Below are 21,913 nucleotides of genomic sequence, written 5' to 3' on the forward strand. Positions count from 1 at the left end.
GAAATTCTCTGTAACAACCCAGTCGTTAGTGACTTATTATTAGCCAACTAACGACTGGGCAGGGAATCGCGGCATGCTGGGTATTTTTCTTGAAACCGTGAATATCACGGCCCCGGTATTCGCCATGCTGTTTCTTGGCGTGCTGCTCAAGCGCATTGGCTGGATCAACGACGGGTTTATCATCACCGCCTCGGCCCTGGTGTTCAACGCGACCATGCCGGCGCTGCTGTTCCTCGGCATCATCCACGCCGACCTGCACGCGGCCTTGCAGCCCAAACTGCTGATCTATTTCACCGTGGCGACCCTGGCCGGTTTTGCCTTTGCCTGGGGCTATGCGATCTGGCGGGCGCCGCTGATCGACCGGGGGATTTTTGTCCAGGGCGCGTTTCGCGGCAATAACGGCGTGATCGGCCTGGCCCTGGCGGCGAGCATGTACGGCGACTACGGGATTTCCCTGGGGGCGATCCTCGCGGCGTTGATCATCCTGTTTTACAACACCCTGTCGACCATCGTGCTGGCGGTGTACAGCCCGGTGATCAAGTCCGACCCGTGGAGCATCTTCAAGAGCATCCTGGCCAACCCGCTGATCATCAGCGTGCTTGCTGCCGCGCCATTTGCCTACTTCAGCATCGGCCTGCCCAAGTGGCTGGAAACCTCCGGTAACTATCTGGCGCAGATGACGTTGCCCCTGGCGTTGATCTGCATCGGCGGCACCCTGTCCCTGGCCTCGCTGCGCAAAAGCGGCAAGCTGGCGATCAGTGCCAGTATGGTCAAGATGATCTGGCTGCCGGTGATATGCACCTTCGGGGCCTGGCTGGTGGGCTTCCGTCATGCGGAACTGGGGATTCTATTCCTGTACTTTGGCAGCCCGACCGCCGCCGTCAGCTTCGTCATGGCCCGTGCGGCCAATGGCAATCATGAGTTGGCGGCCGCGATCATTGTCATCACCACCCTGGCAGCGGCGGTGACGACCAATATCGGCATTTTCATCCTGCAGTGGGGCGGTTGGATCTAGGCACCCTGTAAGGTCTTGCAGGACGGCTCCACCACTGGCGGTGCCTGGGTCGGATAGGTCTGCGGCAAGACGTAAACCGACGTAGTCAGCACCAGGCCGTCATCGAATGTCGCCTCGACAAAGCTGGCCATCCAGCCTTTCTCCGGCTCCTTGAGCGTTATCGTCACGTGCTGTTCGTTTGTCAGGTCCATGGATGCATAGCTGATCCCGCAGGCCTTACGGAAATCCCGAGCCTGAGGATTGAGGGCTGTCCATTGGACCACCCTCGTCGGCTTTTCTGAGAACTGCACGCTATGGCGGTGTTCGCCTTCGTTCTTGACCTCGACCAAAGGCATGGCGCGGTTTTGGCGCAGGCGATTGATGAAGGGGATCAAGGCTTCTTCGATATGGGCACGAATGCCGTAATGATCAGAGTTGGGCGCCACGCGCTGGGCTGACGAACCGGGCAGTTTGTCGAAGTAGAAGCGCGAATTGTCTGGCACGAAAAAGTCGTCGCCACTGGCGTTGACCAGGTATTTGGGAATGGCCAGGCGCTCGGCGTAGGCGCTGTCCAGGTATGACAACGGATCTTCGATCATTCGCAGCTTGGCGAAGTTCTCGGTGTTGAGCTGATCGGTGATGCCTTCGTTGTGGTAGTCAAAAAATGCCAAAGGCCAGCTTTTTCCGTAAGTCTGATAGGTGTGTTCCAGGACCTCATCCATATTCAGGATATCGATCACGAAGGGCACGATGGCCGCAATGCGTTTATCGGTCAGCGCTGCCAGCCAACTGGCCCATCCGCGCTTCGAGGCACCAGCGGCAATGTAGCTGTCGACCTGCCATGGCGCCAGTTCACGCTGGGCCAGGTCCATGGTTCGGACAAGCGCATGCATCATGGGGATATGTGCTGGCAGGTAGGTTTTCGTTGCCGGATCTTCAAGGAACAGCTTCCAGCTATGGGCCATGCTGCTGTCTTCAGTGCGGGGGATGCCATCATCGGAATAGGTCAGGTATTGATTGGGGATATTGCTGGTGGAGATCACGATGGTCCGGGTAGCTGTCGCAATTGTCAGAGCCATTTGCTCTGTAAAGTCCGTGGGGCCTTGGGCGATCTTGTCGGAGGCTGGATAGTGGGTGCCATTGTTGGCGACCAACAACGCCTGGCCCGGCAACGCGTTGTTGGGGATGTAGATATCCACCTCATGCTGCCATTTGGCGGGTTCGACCATGTCCAGTGGTGACCAGTTTTGCGACTCCATGGCAAAGCTGCGTTTTTCCACACCGGGGAATTGCTGCGTGCCGGTGCTTTTATAGTTCAGAGGAATGCCTGCCTGGGACTGTTTGTAGCGTGACAGGACTTCGCTGAAGTCGATGTCTTTGGCGGCTACCAGCAGAGGGGCAGCCAGCAGTGCTGCGGCGAGGGTCCATCGCGTGGCAAGGTGTGTCAAAGGGAAATCTCCTGAGGAAACGCTGCCAGGCGACGCGCAGGGAGCGGTCGTACAAGGCGCGGGCATTTTTCTTCAGGGAAGAGTGAATAGGCTGTCAGCTTGCATCTGTTTCAGTTGTGAGACATGTCCGAGCGATAGGTAGGCGGCTTTGAAAGCCGACAACCTATCGGATCAAGGCGTCAGGCGGGCTTCTCGTAGCTGTCGATCACTTCCTGGGCGGCACGGAACGCATCGATGGCGGCTGGCACCCCGGCATACACCGCGCAGTGCAGCAACGCTTCGCGGATTTCGTCGACGGTGCAGCCGTTGTTCAGCGCGCCGCGCACGTGGCCCTTGAGTTCCTGCGGGCATTTCAAGGCGGTCAGCGCGGCCAGGGTGATCAGGCTGCGGGTTTTCAACGGCAGGCCCTCGCGGCCCCAGACACTGCCCCAGGCGTGTTCGTTGACGAAGTCCTGCAGCGGCTGGGTGAAGTCCGTGGCATTGCCCAGGGCGCGGTCGACGAAGACATCGCCCATGACCTGACGACGCAGTTGTTCACCGTTCGATTTTGCTTCGCTCATGCTATTTGCTCCTGAAGAACACACGTAATCAATGGGGTTAACATCAACCTGATAGGGGAACTCTAATGTGGGACCGGCTTTAGCCGGGAAGACGGCCTTACAGGTGACGCACATCTGTCGGATGTACAAGCCTCTTCCCGGCTGAAGCCGGTCCCACATGTGCCGTCAGCGGCGCCAGATTCTGATCATGCTGAACACAATAACCACCGCCAACACCGGCAACACATACCAAATCACCACCTGCTCCAGGCGCTCGGCCAGGGCCATGCCGGTACTCAGGGCCACCAGATGCAGGCCGTAGGCCGCATACAGGGTAAGCAGCAGCAGGCCTTCGGCGCGGGTGATGCGGTAGGCGCAGAGCATCAGCGGCAGGCACAGCACGGCGACGCCGAGCATGATGGGCAGATCGAAGGTCAGGGCATTGGGCGAGACTGACAGCGGCTGTGGTGCGATCAGCGCGGTCAGGCCCAGTACGCCGCAGAGGTTGAACAGGTTGCTGCCGACTACGTTGCCCACGGCGATATGCCGTTCACCGCGAATGGCGGCGATCAGCGAGGTGACGAGGGCGGGCAGGGAGGTGCTGACGGCAATCACGGTGAGGCCGATGATCCGCTCGGACAGACCCAGGTCTGCGGCCAGGACCACGGTGCTGTTGACCAGCAGATGACTGCCGCTGATCAGCAAGGCCAGGCCAACGGCCATGGCGGCCAGGCGAATCAGCAGCAGGCCGGTCTGCCGGGGGCGCGGGTCGTTAATCACTTTGCCATGACGGGCGCCATAGCCGGACTGGCGCAGCACGATCAGCAGGTAGGCCAGCAGGCCGATCAGCAGAATCACCCCTTCAAACGGCCCCAGTTGATGATCCCAGGCCAGCAGGCAGACCAGCAGGCTGGCGCCGATCATCAGCGGGATATCGATGCGCACCAGTTCCCGGGCGACGCGCAGGGGGATGATCAGGGCGGACAGGCCCAGGGTCACCAGGACATTGAAAATGTTGCCGCCGATGACGCTGCCGACGCCGATATCCGTGTTATCGGAAAACGCCGATTGCAGGCTGACGGCCATTTGCGGCGCGCTGCTGCCAAAGGCGACCACGGTCAGGCCGATGATCAATGGGCGCACCCGCAGCAGGGCGGCCAATCGTACCGCGCCACGCACCGACAGCTCCGCGCCTGCGACCAGCAGCACAAGGCCGCTGAGGAATTGCAGGACGACGGGCAGGGGCAGGTTCGATAATTGGAGAATGGTGATGTCCCTTAATGTGTAAGAAGAGTCAGTCTTCCAAATCCTGCACGCGCACTTTGGCGGTGCCGCTGCGCAGCATACCCAACTGTTCGGCGGCCGACCTTGAAACGTCGATCAGGCGGCCGCGGGTATGGGGCCCGCGATCATTGATGCGCACCACGACGCTTTTGTCATTGTCGAGGTTGGTGACCTTCACCCGTGTGCCGAAAGGCAGCTGGCGGTGGGCGGCGGTCAGGGAATTCTGGTCGAAACGCTCGCCGCTGGCGGTGCGTTTGCCTTGATGTTGCGAACCGTAGTACGAGGCACTGCCGGTTTCGTCGTAGCCGTGGGGATCGATCTCGCGATCACTGGCACAGCCGGCCAGCAGCAGGAGCAGGGAAGAGGCGCCGAGAAGCCGTAGCATGGTGTGTTGCTCCTTGAAGCCAATGAACCTGGCGACCTGCATCGCATTGTGGGACCGGCTTTAGCCGGGAAGGCAATAGGACAGGCAATAGATATGTATCGACCTTACCTATGTCTTCCCGGCTAAAGCCGGTCCCACAAAAAAATCACCGACCTGTCCGATCAGCCTTCCAGCTTGCTCTTGAGCAGTTCATTGACCTGCTGCGGGTTGGCCTTGCCTTTGGAGACTTTCATCGCCTGGCCGACGAAGAAGCCGAACATCTTGCCGCGCTTGGCTTCGTCTGCGGCGCGGTATTGTTCGACCTGTTCGGCGTTGGCGGCGAGCATCTCGTCGAGCATGGCTTCGATGGCACCGCTGTCGGTGACCTGTTTCAGGCCCTTCTTTTCGATGACTTCGTCGGCACTGCCTTCACCATTGGCCATCGCCTCGAACACCATCTTGGCGATTTTGCCGGAGATGGTGTTATCGGTGATGCGCTTGAGCATGCCGCCCAGTTGCTCGGCGCTGACCGGCGACTGTTCGATGTCCAGGCCCTGTTTGTTCAGCAGGCTGCCCAGTTCGACCATGACCCAGTTGGCGGCCAGTTTGGCGTCGCCGCTGATGGCCACGACCTGTTCGAAGTAGTCGGCCTGCTCACGGCTGGAGGCCAGCACGCTGGCGTCGTAGGCCGACAGACCGAACTGGCTCTGGAAGCGCTCGCGTTTCTGCGGCGGCAGTTCCGGCAGGGTGGCGCGGGTTTCTTCGAGGAAGGAATCCTCGATGACCACCGGCAACAGGTCCGGATCGGGGAAGTAACGGTAGTCGTTGGCTTCCTCCTTGCTGCGCATGGCGCGGGTTTCGTCTTTGTTCGGGTCGTACAGGCGGGTCTGCTGGATGACCTTGCCGCCGTCTTCGATCAGGTCGATCTGGCGCTGGATCTCGCTGTTGATCGCCTTCTCGATGAAACGGAACGAGTTGACGTTCTTGATTTCGCAGCGCGTGCCGAACTCGACCTGGCCTTTGGGCCGGACCGAGACGTTGCAGTCGCAACGCAGCGAGCCTTCGGCCATGTTGCCGTCACAGATGTCCAGGTAGCGGACCAGCGCATGCATGGCTTTGACATAGGCCACGGCTTCCTTGGCCGAACGCATGTCCGGCTCGGAAACGATTTCCAGCAGCGGTGTGCCGGCGCGGTTCAGGTCGATACCGGTCATGCCGCTGAAGTCTTCATGCAGGCTCTTACCGGCATCTTCTTCCAGGTGGGCACGGGTGATGCCGACGCGCTTGACGGTGCCGTCTTCCAGGGTGATATCCAGGTGGCCCTTGCCGACGATCGGCAGCTCCATCTGACTGATCTGGTAGCCCTTGGGCAGGTCCGGGTAGAAGTAGTTCTTGCGCGCAAAGACGTTGTGCTGGCCGATTTCGGCGTCGATAGCCAGGCCGAACTTGACGGCCATGCGCACGGCTTCCTTGTTCAGCACCGGCAGGACACCGGGCATGCCCAGGTCAACCAGGCTGGCCTGGGTGTTGGGCTCGGAGCCGAACGTGGTGGCGCTGCCGGAGAAAATTTTCGATTGGGTCGAGAGCTGGGTGTGAATCTCCAGCCCGATGACGACTTCCCATTGCATGTGTGTTTCTCCTCAGAAGCCTTCAGGTGCGCGGGTGTGCCAGTCAGTAACTTGCTGATACTGGTGCGCGACGTTGAGCAGACGGCCTTCCTGGAAATACGGGGCGAGCAATTGCACGCCGACCGGCAGTCCACCGGCAAAGCCTGCTGGCATGGACAAGCCCGGCAGACCCGCGAGGTTGGCGGTGATGGTGTAGAAGTCTTCCAGATATTCGGCGATCGGGTCGTTGGTCTTGGCGCCGATTTTCCAGGCCGGGTTAGGCGTGGTCGGGCCGAGAATGACGTCGACGTCAGCAAAGGCATTCATGAAGTCGTTCTTGATCAGGCGACGGATCTTCTGTGCCTGCAGGTAGTAGGCGTCGTAGTAACCGGCTGACAGCGCGTAGGCGCCCACCAGAATGCGGCGCTGCACTTCCGGGCCGAAGCCTTCGGCGCGCGAGCGCTTGTACAGGTCGGTCAGGTCTTTGGGGTCTGCGCAGCGATAGCCGAAACGCACGCCGTCGAAGCGCGACAGGTTGGACGAGGCTTCTGCCGGAGCGATGACGTAATAGGCCGGGATCGCGTGTTGCAGGTTCGGCAGGCTGATTTCCTTGATCACGGCACCGAGTTTCTTCAGTTCTTCGACACTGGCCATGACCAGGTCAGCGATGCGCGGGTCGAGACCGGCACTGAAGTACTCTTTCGGAATGCCGATACGCAGGCCCTGCAGCGACGCGTTCAGGTTGGCGGAGTAGTCCGGAACCGGTTCGTCGATGCTGGTGGAGTCCTGCGGGTCGAAACCGGCCATGCCTTGCAGCAGAAGGGCGCAGTCTTCAGCGCTGCGGGCCATGGGGCCTGCCTGATCAAGGCTGGAGGCGTAGGCGATCATGCCCCAGCGCGATACACGACCGTAGGTTGGTTTCAGGCCGGTGAGGTTGGTCAGGGCCGCGGGCTGGCGAATCGAACCCCCGGTATCGGTGCCGGTGGCCGCAGGCAGCAGGCGTGCAGCCACAGCCGCCGCCGAACCGCCGGACGAGCCGCCGGGCACGTGTTCCAGGTTCCACGGGTTCTTCACCGCGCCGTAATGGCTGGATTCGTTGGCCGAACCCATGGCGAATTCGTCCATGTTGGTCTTGCCCAGGGTCACGGTGCCCGCAGCGGCCAGTTTGGCGACCACGGTGGCGTCGTAGGGCGAGGTGAAGTTGTCGAGCATCTTCGAGCCGCAGCTGGTGCGTACGCCCTGGGTGCAGAACAGGTCCTTGTGGGCCAGCGGGGCACCCAGCAGGGCGCCGTTCTCGCCCTTGGCGCGGCGGGCATCGGCAGCCTGAGCCTGGGCGATGGCCAGGTCGTCGGTGCGGGTGATGAAGCTGTTGAGCTGAGGGTCGAGCTGGGCAATGCGCGCCAGCAGAACACGGGTCAGTTCTTCAGAAGAAAACTTTTTTTCGGCGAGTCCGCGAGCGATCTCGGCCAGAGTCATTTGATGCATAAAAGGCTCAATCCCTTACTCGATGACTTTCGGAACCAGATAAAGGCCGCTTTCGACCGCCGGTGCGATGGCTTGATATGTATCGCGACGATTGGGCTCGGTTACGGCGTCCTCGCGCAGGCGCTGGGAGGCTTCCAGGGGGTGGGCCAGGGGTTCGATACCGCTGGTATCGACGGCCTGCATCTGGTCAATCAGGCCCAAAATGCTGTTCAGTGCTTCAGTAGTACGCGGGATATCGGCGTCATTCAGGCCAAGTCGGGCCAGATGAGCGATTTTTTCCACGTCGGAGCGATCAAGCGCCATGGGGTTCTCCTGTGGAATGCGCACGGATCCAGTCCGTGGGGCGGATTGCGGAACACGACAGGGTTTTTACGGTCAAAGGGCCGCGAACGTCTAGCGTCGTGCTCGGAAAACCACCAATTTAACATATTGGCTCCTTGCCCAAAATCCCTGTCGTTGTTAGAGTTTGCCGCACTTTTTTACCCACGCGCTCCCTAGGGTCCATTTCCCATGTTCAAGAAACTGCGTGGCATGTTTTCCAGCGATTTGTCTATCGACCTGGGGACTGCCAATACCCTTATTTACGTGCGTGAGCGCGGTATTGTTCTGAATGAACCTTCGGTTGTAGCCATTCGTACCCATGGCAACCAGAAGAGTGTCGTCGCCGTCGGGATGGAAGCCAAGCGCATGCTCGGCCGTACCCCGGGCAATATCGCTGCTATCCGCCCGATGAAAGACGGCGTCATCGCCGACTTCAGCGTCTGTGAAAAGATGCTCCAATACTTCATCAACAAGGTTCACGAAAACAGCTTCCTGCAGCCAAGCCCTCGGGTGCTGATCTGCGTACCGTGCAAATCCACCCAGGTTGAGCGCCGCGCCATTCGCGAGTCGGCCCTGGGTGCTGGCGCCCGCGAAGTCTTCCTGATCGAAGAGCCAATGGCCGCCGCTATCGGTGCCGGCCTGCCGGTCGAGGAAGCACGCGGTTCGATGGTTGTCGATATCGGTGGTGGTACCACTGAAATCGCGCTGATCTCCCTCAACGGTGTGGTCTATGCCGAATCCGTACGTGTGGGCGGCGACCGTTTCGACGAAGCGATCATCACTTACGTGCGTCGCAACTACGGCAGCCTGATCGGTGAATCCACCGCCGAGCGCATCAAGCAGGAAATCGGTACCGCTTATCCGGGCGGCGAAGTCCGTGAAGTGGACGTGCGCGGCCGTAACCTGGCCGAAGGCGTACCACGTGCCTTCACCCTGAACTCCAACGAAGTGCTGGAAGCGTTGCAGGAATCCCTGGCAACCATCGTTCAGGCCGTGAAAAGCGCGCTGGAGCAGTCGCCTCCGGAACTGGCTTCGGACATCGCCGAGCGCGGTCTGGTGCTGACCGGTGGTGGCGCCCTGTTGCGTGACCTCGACAAGCTGCTGGCTCAGGAAACCGGCCTTCCGGTGATCGTCGCCGAAGACCCGCTGACCTGCGTGGCTCGTGGTGGCGGTCGTGCCCTGGAGATGATGGACAAGCACACCATGGATCTGCTTTCCAGCGAGTGATCGCCGGAAAAACACTTCATGGCAGCCTTTGAATACAGGTAGCGCTTTGTGCTACCTGTATGCTTTGCGCTGGCGCCGAAATCTGGCGCTCACCTTCTCTACTGTCCTGGCCGGTCCAATGCCGCATGAATAAGCACAGCCACGTACAGCTCAGCCCATCGGATGCATGCCCGGGAGGAGCCTATTAAACCGCTCTTCGCAAAAGGCCCGTCCCTGGGCGTGCGCCTGTTGGCAGTGGCCGTTTTTTCGGTAGCACTGATGGTGGTCGATGCGCGGTTTGAATTGCTCAAGCCGCTGCGCAGCCAGATGTCACTGGTGCTGATGCAGTCCTACTGGGTGGTCGATCTGCCCTCGCGTCTGTATCAAAACGTTGCCAGCCAGTTTGGCGGCCGTACTGAACTGATCGCCGAAAACGAAAAACTCAAGACCGAGACTCTGCTGTTGCAGGGGCGCCTGCAGAAGCTGGCGGCCCTGACCGAGCAGAATGTGCGTCTGCGCGAGTTGCTCAATTCCTCGGCACTGGTCAACGAGAAGGTCGAAGTGGCCGAGCTGATCGGCATGGACCCCAACCCCTTTACCCATCGCATCATCATCAACAAGGGTGAGCGCGATGGCGTCGTGCTGGGCCAGCCGGTGCTTGATGCCCGTGGCCTGATGGGCCAGGTGGTCGAGTTGATGCCGTATACCTCGCGGGTTCTGCTACTGACCGATTCGACCCACAGCATTCCGGTACAGGTCAACCGTAACGGCCTGCGCGCCATCGCCAGTGGCACCGGTAATCCGGAGCGCCTGGAGTTGCGCCATGTGGCGGATACTGCGGACATCAAGGAAGGCGACCTGCTGGTGAGTTCCGGCCTTGGTCAGCGTTTCCCTGCCGGTTACCCGGTGGCGACGGTCAAGGAAGTGATTCATGACTCCGGCCAGCCTTTCGCCATTGTCCGCGCCGTGCCGACTGCGGCCCTGAACCGCAGCCGTTATCTGCTGCTGGTGTTCTCCGACGGCCGCTCGCCGGAAGAACGCGCTGCCGATGCGGCCAAGGCCCAGGAAAATATCGAGCGCGGCGCGGAGCCGGGCACGTCGGCAGCCCCTGCGGCAGCGGCGACGCCCGTGACGGCGCCAGCGCCGGCGAGTTCCCCGGCCAACCATGTGGTGCCGGGTACTGCGCCGTTGACCATCCCCGAGGTCCCGACGGTGACCCTGATTCCGGCTGCGGCTCCGGTCAAGCCTGCGCGCAAGCCGACCCGGCCTGCGGCGAGCCGGCCGCCTGCGGCGCCGGGCACAGCGCCGGCGACCGGTACCCGGGAGCGAAACGATGGTTAATCTGGCTCCTTCACGCAATGGCTGGGTTGTCTGGTTCTCGTTTCTGCTGGGGCTGTTGCTGAGCGTTTCGCCGCTGCCGCAGTTCATGGAAATTTTTCGGCCACTGTGGCTGGCGCTGTTACTGACCTTCTGGACCCTGGCCCTGCCGCACAAGGTCGGCATGACCACGGCCTGGGTGCTGGGCCTGATGGAAGACGTGCTGTATGGCACGTTGCTGGGGCAGAACGCCCTGATCCTGAGCCTGATCACCTTCCTGGTAATGTCCTTGCAGCAACGCTTGCGCATGTACCCCATGTGGCAGCAATGCCTGATCCTGCTGGTTATCTTCGGCCTGGCGCAATTGGCGCAACTCTGGCTCAGCGCCTTGACCGGTAATCGTCAGCCGACGCTGGCGTTGCTGTTGCCAGCATTGGTCAGTGTCCTGCTGTGGCCTTGGGTGAGCTACGGTATGCGTGGCCTGCGCAAGCGTTTGAAAATCAATTGAGCGCTGCGTGGTTACGGCTGGCATGAGGCTGGCCGTCACCATGACCACTGACATGGAGAAGTCTGGATGTCCCCCCTTTATCTTGCCTCCGGCTCGCCACGTCGCCGTGAGCTGCTGACCCAGATCGGTGTGCCTTACACCGCTCTGAGCGCCGAAATCGATGAGACCCCCTTTGCTGATGAGCAGCCCCTGGCCTACGTCGAGCGCCTGGCGCGCGGCAAGGCCCAGGCCGGGCTGGCGGCGCTGAGTGCTGCATCCGAAGCCTGCGTGCTCGGTGCCGATACGGCGGTGGTGTTGGACGGGCGCATTCTCGGCAAGCCGCTGGACGAAGCCGATGCCCGCGCCATGCTCACTGCGCTTTCCGGGCGCGAACACCAGGTGCTGACCGCCGTGGCCGTGGCCAATCGGCAGGGCAGTGAGGCGCTGGTGGTGAGCAGTTACGTACGTTTTCGGCCGATCCGCGCCGAGGAAATTCAGGCCTACTGGGCCAGCGGCGAACCCCGTGACAAGGCCGGCAGTTATGCCATTCAGGGCCTGGCGGCGATCTTTGTCGAGGCGCTGCAAGGCAGTTATTCGGCGGTAGTCGGCCTGCCTTTGTGTGAAACCGCAGAACTGCTGAGCCGTTTCGGCATACCCTGTTGGCAATGCCTGGAAGGTGAAAAGCCATGAGTGAAGAGATTCTGATCAACATCACGCCGATGGAATCACGCGTGGCTGTGGTGGAAAACGGTGTTTTGCAGGAAGTCCATGTCGAGCGGACCCAGCGTCGCGGGATCGTCGGCAATATCTACAAGGGCAAGGTAGTGCGGGTGTTGCCTGGCATGCAGGCGGCGTTCATCGATATCGGCCTGGACCGGGCGGCGTTCATTCACGCCTCGGAAATTTCCATGCGCGAAGGCCCGGCCGTGGAGAGCATTGCTTCCTTGGTGCACGAGGGCCAGAGCCTGGTGGTGCAGGTCACCAAAGATCCGATTGGCAGCAAGGGCGCACGCCTGACCACTCAATTGTCGATCCCGTCGCGCTATCTGGTGTACATGCCGCGCACCGCCCATGTCGGTATCTCGCTGAAGATCGAAGACGAAGGCGAGCGCGAGCGGCTGAAGAAAGTCGTCAGCGACTGCGTGGCCCTGGAAGGGATCAAGGAAGCCGGTGGCTTCATCCTGCGTACGGCCGCCGAAGGCGCCGGTGCCGATGAAATTCTCATGGACATCCGCTACCTGCGGCGCCTGTGGGACCAGATCGGCGAGCAGATCAAGACCATCAGCCCGCCCAATGTGATCTACGAAGACCTAGGCCTGGCCCTGCGCACCCTACGCGATCTGGTCAGCCCGAAGATCGAGAAAATTCGTATCGACTCGCGGGAAACCTTCCAGAAGACCACGCAGTTCGTCGCTGAACTGATGCCGGAAATCGCCGACCGCCTGGAGCACTACCCCGGCGAGCGGCCGATCTTCGACCTCTATGGCGTCGAGGATGAAATCCAGAAAGCCCTGGATCGTAAGGTGCCGCTCAAGTCCGGCGGCTATCTGGTAATCGATCCGGCTGAGGCCATGACCACCATCGACGTTAATACCGGCGCCTTTGTCGGTCATCGCAATCTTGAGGAAACCATCTTCAAGACCAACCTCGAGGCGGCCACCGCCATCGCCCGTCAGATGCGCCTGCGCAATCTGGGCGGGATCATCATCATCGACTTCATCGACATGGAAGACGGCGAGCATCAGCGCCAGGTCCTGCGCACCCTGGAGAAACAGCTGGAGCGCGATCACGCCAAGACCAACATCATCGGGATTACCGAGCTGGGCCTGGTGCAGATGACCCGCAAGCGCACCCGTGAGAGTCTGGAGCAAGTGCTGTGCGAGCCGTGCAACAGTTGCCAGGGGCGCGGCAAGCTGAAGACCCCGGAAACCATCTGTTACGAAATCTTCCGCGAGATCCTGCGCGAGGCCCGCGCCTACCAGGCCGTGGGCTATCGTGTACTGGCCAACCAGCGGGTGGTGGACCGTCTGCTCGATGAAGAATCGGGTAATGTCGCGGAATTGGAGGGCTTTATTGGCCGAACCATCCGCTTTCAGGTAGAAACCATGTATTCCCAGGAACAATACGACGTTGTTTTGCTCTGAGTTCGCAGCGCTCTCGCGAGCCTGAACCCCGTGCAGCCGACGGACCTGTGGCAAGGACGCCCTTATAACGAGATCGATGCGTGGCAATTGAGCAATCCCGGAACCTATTGATGTCTGCAAAAACGAGCCGGGTTATCCCACCCCTGTGTGGGAGCGCTCTGATATGCAACGTCTGACCCGCCTTTCGGCAACGCTGACCCGTTGGGGCTTGAGCCTTTGCGCGCTGATTCTGGTGCTGGCGGCGTTGTATGTCAGCCTGGGGCGGCAATTGGCGCCCCTGGTGGCGGAATATCGCACTGATATCGAGAGCAAGGTCGCCACGGCGCTGCAAATGCCGGTGAGTATCGGTGGCCTCGAAGGCACCTGGCACGGTTTTGCGCCGATATTCGTCGCCCGCGATGTGGTGGTGGGGCAGGGCAGCAATTCCATGCGCCTGGAGCATGTGCGCGCTGTGCCGGACTTCTGGGCCAGCGTTCGCGCCCGGCAGGTGCGTATTGCTCGTCTGGAACTCGATGGCCTGCAACTGAGCCTCAAGGAAGACCAGGACGGCCACTGGGCGCTGCAAGGTCTGCCGGTCAGCGACGACAAACCCTTCGATCCGCAGCAGTTGCTGACCCAAATGCAGGTTATCTCGCGGTTGACGCTGTTCGACAGCCAGTTGACCCTGCAACCCTTCGAGCAACAGCCGCAGACCTTCAAGTACATCAGCCTCAGCCTCAAGACCGGCAGCGTCAATCAGCGCCTGGATGCCCGCGTAACCTTGCCTGATGGTCAGCCCCTGGCCCTCAACGTGCGCTCGCATATCCGTGCCAGCGAGTGGCGCGACGGCAACGCCGATCTCTACCTGAGCCTGCCGCAAAGTGACTGGGCGCACTGGCTGCCAAAAAGCCTGACCAAACAGTGGAATTTCGACACCCTGCAGGCCGGTGGCGAGCTGTGGCTGAGCTGGGCCAAAGGCACGATGCAGAGCGCTGCGCTGCGTCTGAATGCACCGACCATCAAGGCCGCCTATGCCGATCGCAAGCCGGCCAAGATCGGTAACCTGGCGCTCAATGCCTGGCTGCAACGCACTGACAAGGGCTTCAGCCTGACCCTGGGTTCCCTGGCAATGAGCCTGGGCAGCAACCGTTGGGAAAGCCGCATTCAACTGACCCAGGAAGAAGCTACCGCCGGCACTGACGAGCTGTGGCACGTACAGGCCGACCGCCTGGACCTGACCCCGCTGATGCCGCTGTTCGACGCCCTGGTGCCGGTGCCTGACGGCGCGAAAGTCGCCTTGGACAACCTCAAGTTTACTGGCGCCCTGACCAACGTGCTGCTCGATTTCCGCCCAGGTGTGGAGGGCGACAAGAAGCTGATGTTCGCCGCCAACCTCGACAAACTCGGTTTCAATGCCTATCACGGCGCTCCGGCGGCCGGGAATGTCAGCGGCGCCATCAGCGGCGACCTCGGCCAGGGCGAGCTGCGCCTGGCTACGGACAACTTCATGCTGCATCTGGCGCCGATCTTCGCCAATCCCTGGACCTATACCAAGGCCAACGCGCGCCTGACCTGGCACCTGGACAAGGAAGGCTTCACCCTGATCGCCCCGTACATCAAGGTGCTTGGGGATGAGGGCAAGATTGCTGCCGACTTCCTGATCCGCCTGCACTTCACCCACGATCAGGAAGACTACATGGACCTGCGGGTCGGTATGGTCGATGGCGATGGCCGTTACACCAGCAAATACCTGCCTGCGGCGTTGAGCCCGGCGCTGGACAGCTGGCTGCGCACGGCCGTGCTGGGCGGCGCAGTGGATCAGGGCTTCTTCCAGTACCAGGGCTCGCTCGATCACGGCGCCATGGATGCGGCACGGGTGATCAGCTTGTTCTTCAAGGTGCGTAACGCCACCCTCGATTTCCAGCCCGGCTGGCCGCAGCTCACGGGCGTGGATGGCAATGTCTTCGTGGAAAACAGCGGCGTGCGCATCAAGGCCAGCAAGGCGCAGATGCTCAACACCCAGGTCAGCAATGTACTGGTCAATATTCCCCATGTACCTGCCGGGCAGAGCAGCCACCTGTTCGTCGATGGCGACTTCAATGGCACCCTGGCCGATGGCGTGAAGATCCTCCAGACCGCACCGATCGGCACGGCCAGCACCTTTGCCGGCTGGACTGGCGACGGCCCGCTCCAAGGCAAGCTGAAACTCGATGTGCCGCTGGTCAAAGGCCAGGAAGCGAAAATCGGTGTGGATTTCAGCACCGATAACGCCCGCTTGAAGATTGCCGATCCGGTGCTGGAATTCAGCCAGCTCAAGGGCGATTTCCGTTTTGACAGTACCAAAGGGCTGAGCGGCAAGAACATCAAGGCTCAGGCCTTCGACCGCGCGATCACAGCCGAGATCATTGCCGACGGCAAGCCCGGCGCACCGATCACCCGGATCAATGCCAGCGGCCTGGTGGCACAGAAGCGCCTGAACGACTGGCTCGGTATCACCCAGCCGCTGCCGGTGTCCGGCGATTTGCCTTATCAACTGCAAGTGACCCTGGGCGGCGCCGACAGCCAGCTGAAGATCAACTCCAACCTCAAGGGCCTGGTGGTGGACCTGCCAGCGCCTTTTGGCAAGACCGCCGACGAAACCCGCGACAGTGAGTTCCGCATGAGCCTGCAAGGACCTGAGCGCCGCTATAACGCGCTGTACGGCAACCTGGCCAGCCTGGCCTACAGTGCGCCTGCCAGCACGCCTGCCGACGGCCGTGGCGAGCTGTTGCTCGGTGACGGCACGGCGGCGGTCCCGGATGGCAAGGGTCTGCGGATTCGCGGCAGTTTGTCGGAGCTGGATGTAAACACCTGGAAAGCCACTGCCGGCCGTTATGCTGGCAATGATCCGGGCGGTAGCGCCAAATTGTTGAGCGGCGTCGATCTGCAGATCGGCAAGCTGATCGCCATGGGCACTACCCTCGATCAGGCGCGGGTGCAGCTCAAACGCGACACCGCAGCCTGGAACCTGACCCTGGACAGCACCGTAGCCAAGGGCAATGCCAGCCTGCCCGATGCCAAGGCCGCGCCGATCGGCATCGATATGCAGTACGTGCGCCTGCCTGCGCCAGACCCGGCTGCGGCAGTGGTCGAGAATGCGCCGGACCCGCTGGCCGACGTCGATCCCCGGCAGATTCCGGCGCTGAATATCAATATCAGCCAACTGTTCCAGGGCGATCAACTGGTCGGCGCCTGGTCGCTCAAGGTGCGCCCGACCACCAACGGTATCCAGCTGGCCGATCTGAACATGGGCCTCAAGGGTATGTTGCTGCTGGGTGACGGCGGCTGGGAAGGCGCGCCGGGGTCCACCAGCAGCTGGTACAAAGGCAGGATAAGCGGCAAGAACCTGGCCGATGTACTCAAGGGCTGGGGCTTTGCCCCGACGGTGACCAGCGAGAGTTTCGAACTGAACGTCGATGGTCGCTGGCCAGGCTCACCGGCCTGGGTCGGGCTCAAGCGTTACTCGGGCAGCCTCGACGCCACCCTTGAGCGCGGGCAGTTCGTCGAAGTGGAGGGCGGCGCCCAGGCGCTGCGGGTGTTCGGCCTGCTCAACTTCAACTCCATCGGCCGCCGTCTGCGCCTGGACTTCTCCGACCTGCTCGGCAAGGGCCTGAGCTATGACAAGGTCAAGGGCCTGCTGGTCGCCAGTGACGGCGTCTACGTCACCCGCAAGCCCATCACGCTGGCCGGGCCGTCGAGCAACCTGGAGCTGGACGGTACTCTGGACATGGTCAAGGACCGCGTCGACGCCAAGCTGCTGGTGACGTTGCCGGTGACCAATAACCTGCCGATTGCCGCATTGATCGTTGGTGCTCCCGCCATTGGCGGCGCGCTGTTCCTGGTGGACAAGCTGCTGGGCGACCGCGTGGCGCGCTTTGCCAGCGTGCAGTACAAGGTCGAAGGGCCGTGGAAAGAGCCGAAGATCACCTTCGACAAGCCTTTCGAAAAGCCGCAGTAACAAAGACGTCCCCCGTAGGGCCGGCTTGCTGGCGATCGAATGCGATGTGGGAGCGAGGCTTTCCCGCGAAGGCCATATGTCAGGCACAGAAAATGTGTCGGATGTAATGGCCTCTTCGCGGGCAAGCCTCGCTCCCACAGGGAATACCGCAAGGAGTAAAGTGCCTGTCATCACCGACAAGGAGTGCCCCCATGTCTTTTGCCGTTATCCAGATGGTCAGCCAGAGCGATGTCCTGGGCAACCTGGCCCAGGCTCGGCGTCTGCTCGAACAGGCGGCTGCGTCCGGCGCCAGGCTTGCAGTGTTGCCGGAAAACTTCGCCGCCATGGGCCGTCGCGACGTCGCTGATATCGGCCGCGCCGAGGCCTTGGGGCAGGGGCCGATCCTGCCATGGTTGAAAAGCACCGCCCGCGACCTCAAGTTATGGATAGTTGCCGGTACTTTGCCGCTGCCGCCGAGTGATCGGCCCGATGGCAAGGTCACGGCCTGTTCGCTGTTGATCGATGAACACGGCGAGCAGGTGGCGCGTTACGACAAGTTGCACCTGTTCGACGTGGATGTGGCCGATAGCCGCGGGCGTTATCGCGAGTCCGATGACTATGCTCACGGCAATAATGTCGTCGCGGTGGATACGCCGGTGGGACGCCTGGGCTTGAGCGTCTGCTACGACCTGCGCTTCCCCGAGTTATACACAGCCCTGCGAGCAGCAGGTGCCGAATTGATTACCGCGCCGTCGGCCTTCACGGCTGTGACCGGCGCGGCGCACTGGGACATTCTGATCCGGGCGCGCGCCATTGAAACCCAGTGTTACCTGCTGGCGGCCGCCCAGGGCGGGGTTCATCCAGGCCCGCGCGAGACCTGGGGCCATGCCGCCATTATCGACCCCTGGGGTCGGGTACTGGCCGAGCAGGCACAGGGCGAGGCGGTCTTGCTGGCCCAGCGCGACAGTGAAGAACAGGCGTCCATCCGGGCGCGGATGCCGGTGTCCAGTCACCGGCGATTTTTTGTGCAGGACGCAGTGCGGCCTGCTTCGGAGTGAATATGAGCGACGTCTCCTCAGTCAGTGAACACCTTCTGGCGCCCGGTGGCCTGAACCTGGACAGCCTGCAATCGGTGCTGGGCGAACTGGCCGGCCCGGGTATCGACGCTGCCGACCTGTATTTCCAGGGGCAGATTTCCGAGTCCTGGTCCCTGGAAGACGGCATCGTCAAGGAAGGCAGCTTCAACCTCGACCAGGGTGTCGGCGTGCGTGCGCAATCGGGCGAGAAAACCGGTTTTGCCTATAGCAACGCCATCACCCTGGAAGCCTTGAGTTCGGCGGCCAAGGCGGCTCGTTCGATCTCCCGCGCCGGGCAACACGGCACCGTCCAGGCCTTTACCAGCCAGGACGTGGCCCAGCTCTATGCTCCGGATAATCCCCTGGAAGTCATGACCCGCGCGGAAAAGGTCGAGCTGCTCAAGCGCATCGACGTCGCCACCCGTGCCCTGGACCCGCGCATTCAGCAGGTGTCGGTAAGCATGGCCGGGGTCTGGGAGCGGATTCTGGTGGCTTCCACCGACGGCAGCCTGGCGGCCGACGTACGTCCGCTGGTACGGTTCAACGTCAGCGTCATCGTCGAACAGAACGGCCGCCGCGAGCGCGGTGGTCACGGCGGCGGCGGGCGTACCGACTATCGCTATTTCCTCACTGACGACCGCGCCATGGGCTATGCCCGCGAAGCGCTGCGTCAGGCGCTGGTCAATCTCGAAGCGATTCCGGCGCCAGCGGGTACGCTGCCTGTGGTGCTGGGCTCGGGCTGGTCCGGCGTGCTGTTGCACGAAGCCGTCGGCCACGGTCTGGAAGGTGACTTCAACCGCAAGGGCAGTTCCGCTTACAGCGGCCGGGTCGGCGAGATGGTGGCTTCCAAGCTGTGCACCATCGTCGACGATGGCACTCTGGCCGGGCGCCGCGGCTCCCTGAGCGTCGATGACGAAGGCACTCCGACCGAATGCACCACGCTGATCGAGAACGGTGTGCTCAAGGGTTACATGCAGGACAAGCTCAATGCCCGCCTGATGGGCGTAGCCCGCACCGGCAACGGTCGTCGCGAGTCCTATGCGCACCTGCCGATGCCGCGCATGACCAACACCTACATGCTTGGCGGCCAGAGCGATCCGGCCGAGATCATCGCGTCGGTCAAGCGCGGCATCTACTGCGCCAACCTGGGCGGTGGCCAGGTGGATATCACCAGCGGCAAGTTTGTCTTCTCCACCAGCGAGGCCTACCTGATCGAAGACGGCAAGATCACCGCACCGGTCAAGGGCGCGACCCTGATCGGCAACGGCCCGGAGGCGATGAGCAAGGTGTCGATGGTCGGTAACGATCTGTCGCTGGACAGCGGCGTGGGGACGTGTGGCAAGGACGGGCAGTCGGTGCCGGTGGGCGTGGGGCAGCCGACGTTGAAGATCGATGCGATCACGGTCGGTGGTACTGGCGGTTAATTGGCAGAACCTGTGAGCACTGGCTTGTGTGTGGGACCGGCTTTAGCCGGGAAGCGGCTCGTACATTCGCTACATATGTGTCGAATGTAATGCAGTCTTCCCGGCTAAAGCCGGTCCCACAGAGTCAAAATCCCACTGTCGGTGGGAAGTGAGGCAGGACTCAACGCAATCCGCGTTGTGTCTCGTCCAGCTCACGGATGTATTTGAAGATTTTGCGGGTCGAAGCTGGCGGCTTGTTCTGTGCCAGTTCGTGCTGGGCCTGACGGATCAGGGAGCGCAGTTGCTGGCGATCAGCTTCGGGATATTCGGCAACGAACTTCTCCAGCACGTCGTCGGCGCCAGTGATCAGGCGATCACGCCAGCGTTCCAGATTGTGGAAGCGTTCGTTGTATTGGCGAGTGGAGGCATCGAGTTGGTCGAGCAACACCAGAATGGCGTCCAGGTCCTGGTCGCGCATGAGTTTGCCGATGAACTGGATGTGCCGTTTGCGCGCGATATGCGCCGTGTGCTTGGGCGCGTCGGCCAGGGCCTTGCGCAGCGCATCGGTCAGCGGCAGCTTGGCCAGTACATCGGCCTTGAGTGTGGTCAGGCGCTCGCCCAGATCAACGAGAGCGTGAAGTTCACGCTTGATCTGGGTTTTGCTTTTCTCCCCGTCGAGGGAGTCGTCGTAAGAATCAACCATGGGGGCCGTCCGAAAATAAACGCCGCCATGATAACCAGTCGAGGGCCGCTTGTCCGGCCCGCTCGGTATTCGGTCTGTGCCGAAAGCAGAATTTGATGGAGAAAGTCATGAGTGCATCCCAAAGCGTCGGCCCGCAGGCCCTGCCCGAACTGCAGGAGCAGGTCGAGCAAATCATCGCCGAAGCCCGTCGCCAGGGCGCCAGCGCCTGTGAGGTAGCGGTGTCGCTGGAGCAGGGGCTGTCGACTTCGGTGCGTCAGCGCGAGGTCGAGACGGTCGAGTTCAATCGTGACCAGGGTTTCGGTATTACCTTGTATGTGGGCCAGCGCAAAGGCTCGGCCAGCACCTCGGCCAGTGGCGCCGACGCCATTCGCGAGACGGTTGCCGCTGCTTTGGCCATCGCCAAGCACACGTCCGAGGACGAAAGCTCGGGCCTGGCCGACGCCGCTCTGATGGCCAAGGACCTGCCGGACTTCGATCTGTACCACGCTTGGGACATCAGCCCCGAGCAGGCCATCGAGAAGGCGCTGATCTGTGAAGCGGCGGCGTTCGATGCCGACAGCCGGATCAAGAACGCCGACGGCACCACCCTCAATACCCACCAGGGCTGCCGCGTTTATGGCAACAGCAATGGCTTTGTCGGTGGTTATGCTTCGACTCGCCACAGTCTGAGCTGCGTGATGATCGCCGAAGGTGACGGCCAGATGCAGCGCGATTACTGGTATGACGTCAGCCGCCAGGGTGAACTGCTCGCCGATCCGCTGAGCATCGGCCGCAAGGCCGCTGAACGCGCCGCCAGCCGCCTGGGTGCGCGGCCGGTGCCGACTTGCGAAGTGCCGGTGCTGTTCTCCGCCGAACTGGCGGGTGGTCTGTTCGGCAGCTTCCTCGGGGCAATTTCCGGTGGCAACCTGTATCGCAAGTCGTCGTTCCTGGAAGGCACCATTGGCCAGCGCCTGTTCCCCGAGTGGCTGACCATCGACGAGCGCCCGCACCTGATGCGTGCCATGGGCAGCTCGGCGTTCGACAGCGACGGCCTGGCCACCTATGCCAAGCCGTTCGTCGAAAATGGCGATCTGGTGTCCTATATCCTCAGCACTTACTCCGGGCGCAAGCTGGGCCTGCCGAGCACCGCCAATGCCGGCGGCGTGCACAACCTGTACGTTACCCATGGCGCGGAAGACCAGGCGGCCCTGATCCGCCGCATGGGCCGCGGTCTGTTCGTCACTGAGCTGATGGGCAGCGGCCTGAATATGGTCACCGGGGATTACTCCCGTGGTGCGGCAGGTTTCTGGGTCGAGAACGGTGAAATCCAGTTCCCGGTGCAGGAAGTGACCATTGCCGGGAATATGCGCGACATGTTCAAACAGATCGTCGCCGTGGGCAGCGATCTGGAGCTGCGCAGCAATATCCGTACGGGTTCGGTGCTGATCGAGCGCATGACCGTAGCGGGGAGCTGAACCGCCCCGAATTGAAGTGATACCTGTGGGACCGGCTTTAGCCGGGAAAGGGCCGGTCCAACCGCTGCATCTCTTTGCTCAGATCAGCCGCTTTCCCGGCTAAAGCCGGTCCCACAAAAATCGCAG

Annotated in this window: 18 protein-coding genes; 10 read left to right on the forward strand and 8 right to left on the reverse strand. The window is 61.7% G+C overall.

The window, feature by feature from the left end; translation table 11 throughout:
• Positions 1-73 precede the first annotated feature (73 nt).
• Entirely contained in the window at positions 74-1,015 is a 942-nt protein-coding gene (locus AC1Z24_RS04745) for an AEC family transporter (RefSeq protein ID WP_483744741.1), read from the forward strand.
• Here AC1Z24_RS04745 and AC1Z24_RS04750 read toward each other — a convergent pair.
• From AC1Z24_RS04750 to gatC, 7 genes are all read right to left on the reverse strand, one after another.
• Positions 1,012-2,442: a PhoPQ-activated pathogenicity-related family protein gene (locus AC1Z24_RS04750; protein ID WP_483744742.1), complete on the reverse strand. Its 1,431-nt coding sequence runs from the start codon at positions 2,440-2,442 to the stop codon at positions 1,012-1,014. The genes AC1Z24_RS04745 and AC1Z24_RS04750 overlap by 4 nt on opposite strands.
• A gap of 179 nt (positions 2,443-2,621) precedes the next feature.
• Positions 2,622-3,002 carry a carboxymuconolactone decarboxylase family protein gene (locus tag AC1Z24_RS04755; RefSeq protein ID WP_259098259.1) on the reverse strand — a complete coding sequence of 127 codons (381 nt, stop codon included), beginning with the start codon at positions 3,000-3,002 and terminating at the stop codon, positions 2,622-2,624.
• 165 nt (positions 3,003-3,167) lie between these two features.
• The gene (locus AC1Z24_RS04760) at positions 3,168-4,229 is read right to left on the reverse strand and encodes a calcium/sodium antiporter (RefSeq protein ID WP_483746525.1); all 1,062 of its coding nucleotides are present in this window, start codon (positions 4,227-4,229) and stop codon (positions 3,168-3,170) included.
• A gap of 46 nt (positions 4,230-4,275) precedes the next feature.
• On the reverse strand, positions 4,276-4,650 hold the full coding sequence (locus tag AC1Z24_RS04765) for a septal ring lytic transglycosylase RlpA family protein (RefSeq protein ID WP_483744743.1): 375 nt from the start codon (positions 4,648-4,650) through the stop codon (positions 4,276-4,278).
• Positions 4,651-4,811: 161 nt separating this feature from the next.
• On the reverse strand, positions 4,812-6,257 hold the full coding sequence (gene gatB / locus AC1Z24_RS04770) for an Asp-tRNA(Asn)/Glu-tRNA(Gln) amidotransferase subunit GatB (RefSeq protein WP_483744744.1): 1,446 nt from the start codon (positions 6,255-6,257) through the stop codon (positions 4,812-4,814).
• A 12-nt stretch (positions 6,258-6,269) separates the two neighbouring features.
• Positions 6,270-7,721: an Asp-tRNA(Asn)/Glu-tRNA(Gln) amidotransferase subunit GatA gene (gatA, locus tag AC1Z24_RS04775; protein ID WP_483744745.1), complete on the reverse strand. Its 1,452-nt coding sequence runs from the start codon at positions 7,719-7,721 to the stop codon at positions 6,270-6,272.
• A 15-nt stretch (positions 7,722-7,736) separates the two neighbouring features.
• Entirely contained in the window at positions 7,737-8,024 is a 288-nt protein-coding gene (gene gatC, locus AC1Z24_RS04780; RefSeq protein ID WP_259098265.1) for an Asp-tRNA(Asn)/Glu-tRNA(Gln) amidotransferase subunit GatC, read from the reverse strand.
• Between the two features lie 207 nt (positions 8,025-8,231).
• Here gatC and mreB point away from each other — a divergent pair, with 207 nt between their 5' ends.
• The 8 genes from mreB to tldD all read left to right on the forward strand — a co-directional run bounded on the left by mreB (position 8,232) and on the right by tldD (position 19,651).
• A complete protein-coding gene (gene mreB, locus AC1Z24_RS04785; RefSeq protein WP_020292894.1) occupies positions 8,232-9,269 on the forward strand; it encodes a rod shape-determining protein MreB in 1,038 nt (345 codons plus the stop codon).
• A 219-nt stretch (positions 9,270-9,488) separates the two neighbouring features.
• Positions 9,489-10,589 (forward strand): rod shape-determining protein MreC, encoded by a 1,101-nt coding sequence (gene mreC / locus AC1Z24_RS04790; protein ID WP_483744746.1) that lies wholly within the window; start codon positions 9,489-9,491, stop codon positions 10,587-10,589.
• The gene (gene mreD, locus AC1Z24_RS04795) at positions 10,582-11,073 is read left to right on the forward strand and encodes a rod shape-determining protein MreD (RefSeq protein ID WP_483744747.1); all 492 of its coding nucleotides are present in this window, start codon (positions 10,582-10,584) and stop codon (positions 11,071-11,073) included. The genes mreC and mreD overlap by 8 nt, the downstream gene beginning before the upstream one ends.
• Before the next feature lie 66 nt (positions 11,074-11,139).
• Positions 11,140-11,742, forward strand: coding sequence for a Maf family protein (locus tag AC1Z24_RS04800; protein WP_483744748.1), 603 nt, complete (start codon positions 11,140-11,142; stop codon positions 11,740-11,742).
• Positions 11,739-13,196 carry a ribonuclease G gene (rng, locus tag AC1Z24_RS04805; protein WP_259098279.1) on the forward strand — a complete coding sequence of 486 codons (1,458 nt, stop codon included), beginning with the start codon at positions 11,739-11,741 and terminating at the stop codon, positions 13,194-13,196. Before AC1Z24_RS04800 ends, rng begins: the two co-directional genes overlap by 4 nt.
• A gap of 163 nt (positions 13,197-13,359) precedes the next feature.
• Positions 13,360-17,172 carry a YhdP family protein gene (locus AC1Z24_RS04810; protein ID WP_483744749.1) on the forward strand — a complete coding sequence of 1,271 codons (3,813 nt, stop codon included), beginning with the start codon at positions 13,360-13,362 and terminating at the stop codon, positions 17,170-17,172.
• A 191-nt stretch (positions 17,173-17,363) separates the two neighbouring features.
• Positions 17,364-18,209: a carbon-nitrogen hydrolase family protein gene (locus tag AC1Z24_RS04815; RefSeq protein WP_483744750.1), complete on the forward strand. Its 846-nt coding sequence runs from the start codon at positions 17,364-17,366 to the stop codon at positions 18,207-18,209.
• A 2-nt stretch (positions 18,210-18,211) separates the two neighbouring features.
• Positions 18,212-19,651 carry a metalloprotease TldD gene (tldD, locus tag AC1Z24_RS04820; protein ID WP_483744751.1) on the forward strand — a complete coding sequence of 480 codons (1,440 nt, stop codon included), beginning with the start codon at positions 18,212-18,214 and terminating at the stop codon, positions 19,649-19,651.
• Between the two features lie 160 nt (positions 19,652-19,811).
• On the opposite strand, the gene yjgA is transcribed toward tldD, so the two are convergent.
• Entirely contained in the window at positions 19,812-20,333 is a 522-nt protein-coding gene (gene yjgA / locus AC1Z24_RS04825; RefSeq protein WP_259098286.1) for a ribosome biogenesis factor YjgA, read from the reverse strand.
• Positions 20,334-20,440: 107 nt separating this feature from the next.
• On the opposite strand from yjgA, the gene pmbA reads away from it, so the two are divergent.
• A complete protein-coding gene (gene pmbA / locus AC1Z24_RS04830; protein ID WP_483744752.1) occupies positions 20,441-21,787 on the forward strand; it encodes a metalloprotease PmbA in 1,347 nt (448 codons plus the stop codon).
• Positions 21,788-21,913: the final 126 nt, after the last annotated feature.

The sequence above is a fragment of the Pseudomonas sp. JL23 genome (assembly GCF_056933585.1).